General features: G+C 64.8%; 6 protein-coding genes. All 6 read right to left on the bottom strand.

The window, feature by feature from the left end; all coding sequences use genetic code 11:
• Nucleotides 1-501: 501 nt before the first annotated feature.
• Nucleotides 502-948 (bottom strand): hypothetical protein, encoded by a 447-nt coding sequence (locus ACFWI9_RS33060; protein ID WP_387168651.1) that lies wholly within the window; start codon nucleotides 946-948, stop codon nucleotides 502-504.
• A gap of 86 nt (nucleotides 949-1,034) precedes the next feature.
• The gene (locus ACFWI9_RS33055) at nucleotides 1,035-2,480 is read right to left on the bottom strand and encodes a ParB N-terminal domain-containing protein (RefSeq protein ID WP_387168647.1); all 1,446 of its coding nucleotides are present in this window, start codon (nucleotides 2,478-2,480) and stop codon (nucleotides 1,035-1,037) included.
• A complete protein-coding gene (locus ACFWI9_RS33050) occupies nucleotides 2,477-3,136 on the bottom strand; it encodes a ParB/RepB/Spo0J family partition protein (protein ID WP_387168644.1) in 660 nt (219 codons plus the stop codon). Before ACFWI9_RS33050 ends, ACFWI9_RS33055 begins: the two co-directional genes overlap by 4 nt.
• A 55-nt stretch (nucleotides 3,137-3,191) precedes the next feature.
• On the bottom strand, nucleotides 3,192-3,356 hold the full coding sequence (locus ACFWI9_RS33045; RefSeq protein WP_387168641.1) for a hypothetical protein: 165 nt from the start codon (nucleotides 3,354-3,356) through the stop codon (nucleotides 3,192-3,194).
• Nucleotides 3,353-4,048 carry a poly-gamma-glutamate hydrolase family protein gene (locus tag ACFWI9_RS33040; RefSeq protein WP_387168638.1) on the bottom strand — a complete coding sequence of 232 codons (696 nt, stop codon included), beginning with the start codon at nucleotides 4,046-4,048 and terminating at the stop codon, nucleotides 3,353-3,355. Before ACFWI9_RS33040 ends, ACFWI9_RS33045 begins: the two co-directional genes overlap by 4 nt.
• 187 nt (nucleotides 4,049-4,235) lie before the next feature.
• Nucleotides 4,236-4,544 (bottom strand): hypothetical protein (locus tag ACFWI9_RS33035; protein ID WP_387168635.1); only part of this gene is annotated, 309 nt, incomplete at its 5' end.

The following is a 4,544-nucleotide window of genomic DNA, read 5'->3' as shown; positions in this document are numbered from 1 at the left end:
GATGGGAGAGGGCAGGACCAGCGCCCTGCCCTCTCCCATCAATCTGCGGAAGGCAACCGCTTCCAGCACACGCCTCGAAACCCCAGACAACTCTGAACGTCCTGAGTTCTATCGCTGGTACTGAACTCAGCTCACCACGACCTTGTGGATCGAGCTGAGTATGCGTGCCCGCATTCATCTCGGTCCCCGACTAGTAGGGACTGAACGGTGGACTCGTCTGCGGTGCTCTGGATTCTCGCCTGGTCGGGCGTGGCCTCGATCGCGATCTTTGTCCTGACTGGACTCCTGGGGCAGCTCGTTTCCTTGATCGAGGCATGGCGCAAGCTGCGTAGGGCCGTCCGGGGTGGCAGCAGTCAGGACGCTTCGGTGAGCATCGAAGCGTCGCCGCAGCCGACAACCACAGGGGCACCGACCGCCGACCCGGTGCAGTTCGGGGCTGCCGGGTCGGCGGTCGGTGTGCGACAGCTCGGCGGGACGGACACTGCCGAGCCGTCGCAACCGTCACATCAGTGACATCTGTTCGCCCTCGCCTGGCCTCTTGGGCGGGACGAACTCCGGCGGGGCGTCCGGCGCGTCGCGGTGAGTCCGCAGCCACCACGCGAACTGGTAGTTGCGGCAGGTGCGGTAGCGGACAGAGGTGCGGCGTGGTTCGTCGGCGGGGATGCTGTGCTCGCCCCACCCGGTGATCGGGCGGGCGTTGTCGAGGTGCACATACAGGCCCGGCACGAGGGCCGGGCCGTCCCACTGCTCCCCTGGGGCTCCCTCGAAGGCCAGGTGGGCGTTCTGGCTCCAGTTCCAGGGATTGGGCAGAGCGCACAGGTACCAGGCCATCGGTGGATTGTCCTGCGGCAGTTGGAGGGTTTGATGCCGGCGGCGCACGTCCACTCTCGGGCGGTCGGGCTGGCCGAAGCTGCGCAGGCAGTGCTGGTCGAGGGCGACGTGCCGCACGCCAGCCAGCCACATTATGCAGTACCGACTTCGCGATTCGATTTGGATCTGTATTCGCTGCGACATGCGCTCCCCAATTGCGATTCCTAATTATCGAGAGATTCGTTTCTCTCTATTGTCAATTTTATCAAATTTCCCACCAATTCCAGATGTCTGTCATGACGGAAGCCATTCGGGTAAGGCATATTGAATTCCTCTTCGAAAGCCTTCTCGTATTCCTCTTTGGGGAGCGCGATGGGACGGCGGCACGTCGCCTTGAGGTTGGACCCGCTGAGATCGGTGACCTTCACGTCCTCGAAGTAGCGTCGGAGCATGGGCTCCAACGTCTCGGGCGTATGGAAGCGGAGCTTCTGCCACTTCCCCTTGACGAAGTTCATCTCCACGTTGTCGTCATCGAGGAAGCTCATCTTGGTAGTCGCGGTCTGTGAGGTGACGCGTTTGGCCTGCTCGTCACGCAGTTCGCGGGCGAGGCTCCGCGTCCCGAGGCACACGACCCCATCGGCCGCGCACAGGGCGTTGACCGTGGTCATCACCCAGTGCTGGTAGTCGAGGGAGGTGGTGGCGTTGATGACGGAGTCCAAGACGACGACGTCGTAAAGGCCCTTGGCCTCGATGTCCTTAGCGATGTCGCGGATCATGCCGACGACGGCGCGGATGTCGACGGCGTACGAGCCGTCCCGGCATCGGTATGGCTCGTAGTCGTGGATGTTGAAGCCCTTGGCGCGCAGGTGCTTTGCGTAGTCGCCGTAGCCGGCGCCGAAGTCCACGACGCGATGGGTGGGCTTCAGCCAGGGGGTGACGAGCTGGTCCCAAGTCTCGGAGCCGTACGCCAACTTCCCGGCCTTGGCCTTGGAGGAGAACTTCCGCAGCCGCTTGGGCTGGACGATGTGCTGGTTCCACACCGGGGCCTTGTCCTCGATGGCGCTCCAGTCGTACACCCCGTACTCGCCGGTGAGGTCAGCGTGGAGCTGAGCTGCTTCGGACGAGGGCACGGTCCAGGCAAGGAGGTCGAAGCGTGAGATAGAGGCGACGACGGCGTACTCGGCGTTGAGGACGATGCGGCCCTGGTCATCGATGACGACGCTGCCCCAGGGGCCGTGGCCAGCGGTCATGTGGCCGATGGCGTTGACGAAGGAGAGGTTCTTGCGCTCGGCGACGCGGATGGATTGCCACGGGATCCACGACCAGGCGCCAAGCTCACCGGGTTCGGCGTAGACGACGCTGGCTTCGGTCTCCACTCGGTTGTGGAGCAGGTTGAACTGGATCTCGTCCTGGAGCCGTACCTTCGTTCCGAGCATCACCGCAGGCGTGTGCGTCTGGCCGATGGCCTTGAGGCCCTTGGTCCTCTGGTGGCCAGCGACCAATGTGCCGTCGGCGTTGAGGATCACCGGTTTGACGACGCCGTGACGGCGAAGGGACGCCTGGAGCCGGACGAACGCAGTCTCGCTCAGGCGCCGCGGGTTGTAGTCCGCGGGGCGGAGCTGATCGAGCGGGTACGACTCGTGGAAGGTCGTGGTGGGTGCCGTGCTCATGCGGCGTCATCCTCCTGGTGGGCTTCCTGGAGGACGTGCCAGCCGAAGCCGAGGTCGCTGTTGGTGTCGTCTACGAACTTCGTGTAGATGGCGTTGAGGGCTTCGACCTCTTCGGACGTGATCCGCACCCGCTTGGACTCCCACTGGAGGTAGCCCCACTGGAGGTAGTCGACGGTTGCGGCTGCTCCGGTACCCGCTCCGTCGGAGGTCAGTTCCAGCGTCTCGGGTAGTGAGGTGTCGTCCAGGAGTCGGTCGACGCTCTCGCGGTCGTATCCGGTTCCGGTGAGGTCGGGGATCTCGGAGAGGACTTCTGCGAGCAGCGCGGTGTCGTAGCCGGCGAGGTCGTTGGTGCGGTTGTCGACGATAACGATGCGGGCTGCCGCCTCGTCATCGACGTTGATCCAGGTGACCGCGATCTGTTCCCAGCCGAGCTGCTGGGCGGCGGCCACGGTGTGGTTGCCTGCCAGGATCTCGTTGGGCCGCCCGGTGTGGGTGCCCTTGTTCACCACCACGGGCCGGTACTGGCCGTTGACGGTCAGAGACTCGGCGATGGAGGGGATGTCACCGGTACGGGGGTTGCGGTAGTAGGGGTTCAGGTCCGCGATGGGGACGGCAAGCGGCAGGAGCTCTTCGGGGATGTTGGCGGGCGTGGTCACGGGCGTCCCTTGTGTAGGCCGTTCCCCGCGCCCTACGCACGCCAACAGTAGACGATCAAGCCTGGGTGTCGTCTGTGGCTTCTGCGTCGTCTGCCGTGTCAGTGGCCCTGTAGTGGTGGAGTTCGGAGCGGATGGCGTCGAGGTCGTCATCGGTGATGGTGGTGGCGGTGAGCCGGTTGATGTCGACGCGCTTGCCGGTGTACTGGCGCGGGGTGGTCATGGCCCCGACGCTACCGAGTCGACCGACTCACGGGTCGGCTGGGCAAGGGCAGCCGAGGGGCCTTTGCCTGCGGTGACGAGAGCTGTCGTGACGGCGCTCTTGACGGCATTCACATACGTGGTGAATGCGGGGGTGATGTTCCCGCGGTTGGCACGGGACGTGTCACCGTTGAGGAAGAAGGCTTGCCGCTGGGCGGTGCTGATCTCCAGTTGTACCCCCATGCGCCGCGTGTTCCTGTTGCAGATGTTGGCGGTGTCGTTGCCGTTGATTTCGTTGCTGGCGATCTGGACGGCGAATCCGGCCTGCGACAGCGCCTGTCCGATGTGGTCTCTCAGCCAGCAGTCGAGGCCGCCGAGGCTCGTCACCGGGGTAGTCCCCGAGGCTCCGTGCCAGGAGACGGTGTGCGTGGCACCCTGTGCGAAGGTCAGCGCCATCGGGTCATCGAAGTCGGTTGCGGTCAGATGCAGTTCACCGTTGTCTGCCCGCTTGATGCCCTCAAAGGTGTAGAAGTCGTGGGCGTCTCCTGCTGCGGCGCTGGCAAGCTCACTGGTGCCCGGTTCGACCCCGCCGCCGTGAATGGCCAAGTGGAGCAGCGTGGATATCGGGGACGAGCGCCAGAGGCGTTGGTAGTCGATACCTTCGATTTGCCCGCTGGCGAGTGCGGCGAAGGAACTGTAGAGGCCGGTGGCCATCAGGCTTCTCCTTTGTTCTCTCTGGTCAAGGAAGCGGCGGTGGCGCATGGCCACCGCCGCTTCGCTTAGCGGTTGTTACAGCGGCAGATGCCTGACGGCAGGCACCAGGCATCGCAGGCTTTGCACCACTCCGCCCCGGGGACCGGAGGTTCCGGGCGCTTGTTCTGCTCGGGTACCTGGGTGTCGGTCATGCTGCTCTTCTCCTGGGTCGTCGTGTGGTGGAGATGGCCTCTTCGAGTTCAGCGACGCGCTGCGCTGTGTCCCGGTCGGGGACTTGGGGTGTCCTGCGGCCCGGATCTCGCTCGTCGGCGGCGCATTCCGGTGAGCCGTCGCGTTCGATGAGGAGGCGCAGGTACAGGTCGCGGTCCTCTGGGTGTCCTTTGAAGTCCTCTGCGCTCATGTCGCTCCGGAGTGCACGCGTCCCGCCCCCGGCGAGGCGGGGGCGGGACTGTTCGTGGTCGTGGATGTTGCGGTCCCGGTGGCTCCGCTTCGGAGC

It is taken from the genome of Streptomyces sp. NPDC127084, from assembly GCF_042724175.1.
Classification (GTDB): domain Bacteria; phylum Actinomycetota; class Actinomycetes; order Streptomycetales; family Streptomycetaceae; genus Streptomyces.
This window is presented reverse-complemented; position numbering and strand designations above follow the sequence as displayed.

Excerpts from the sequence above, each read along its gene's own strand:
- ACFWI9_RS33055 (WP_387168647.1), bottom strand. The coding sequence starts at position 2,480 with ATGAGCACGGCACCCACCACGACCTTCCACGAGTCGTACCCGCTCGAT.
- ACFWI9_RS33045 (WP_387168641.1), bottom strand. The coding sequence starts at position 3,356 with ATGACCACCCCGCGCCAGTACACCGGCAAGCGCGTCGACATCAACCGG.
- ACFWI9_RS33040 (WP_387168638.1), bottom strand. The coding sequence starts at position 4,048 with ATGGCCACCGGCCTCTACAGTTCCTTCGCCGCACTCGCCAGCGGGCAA.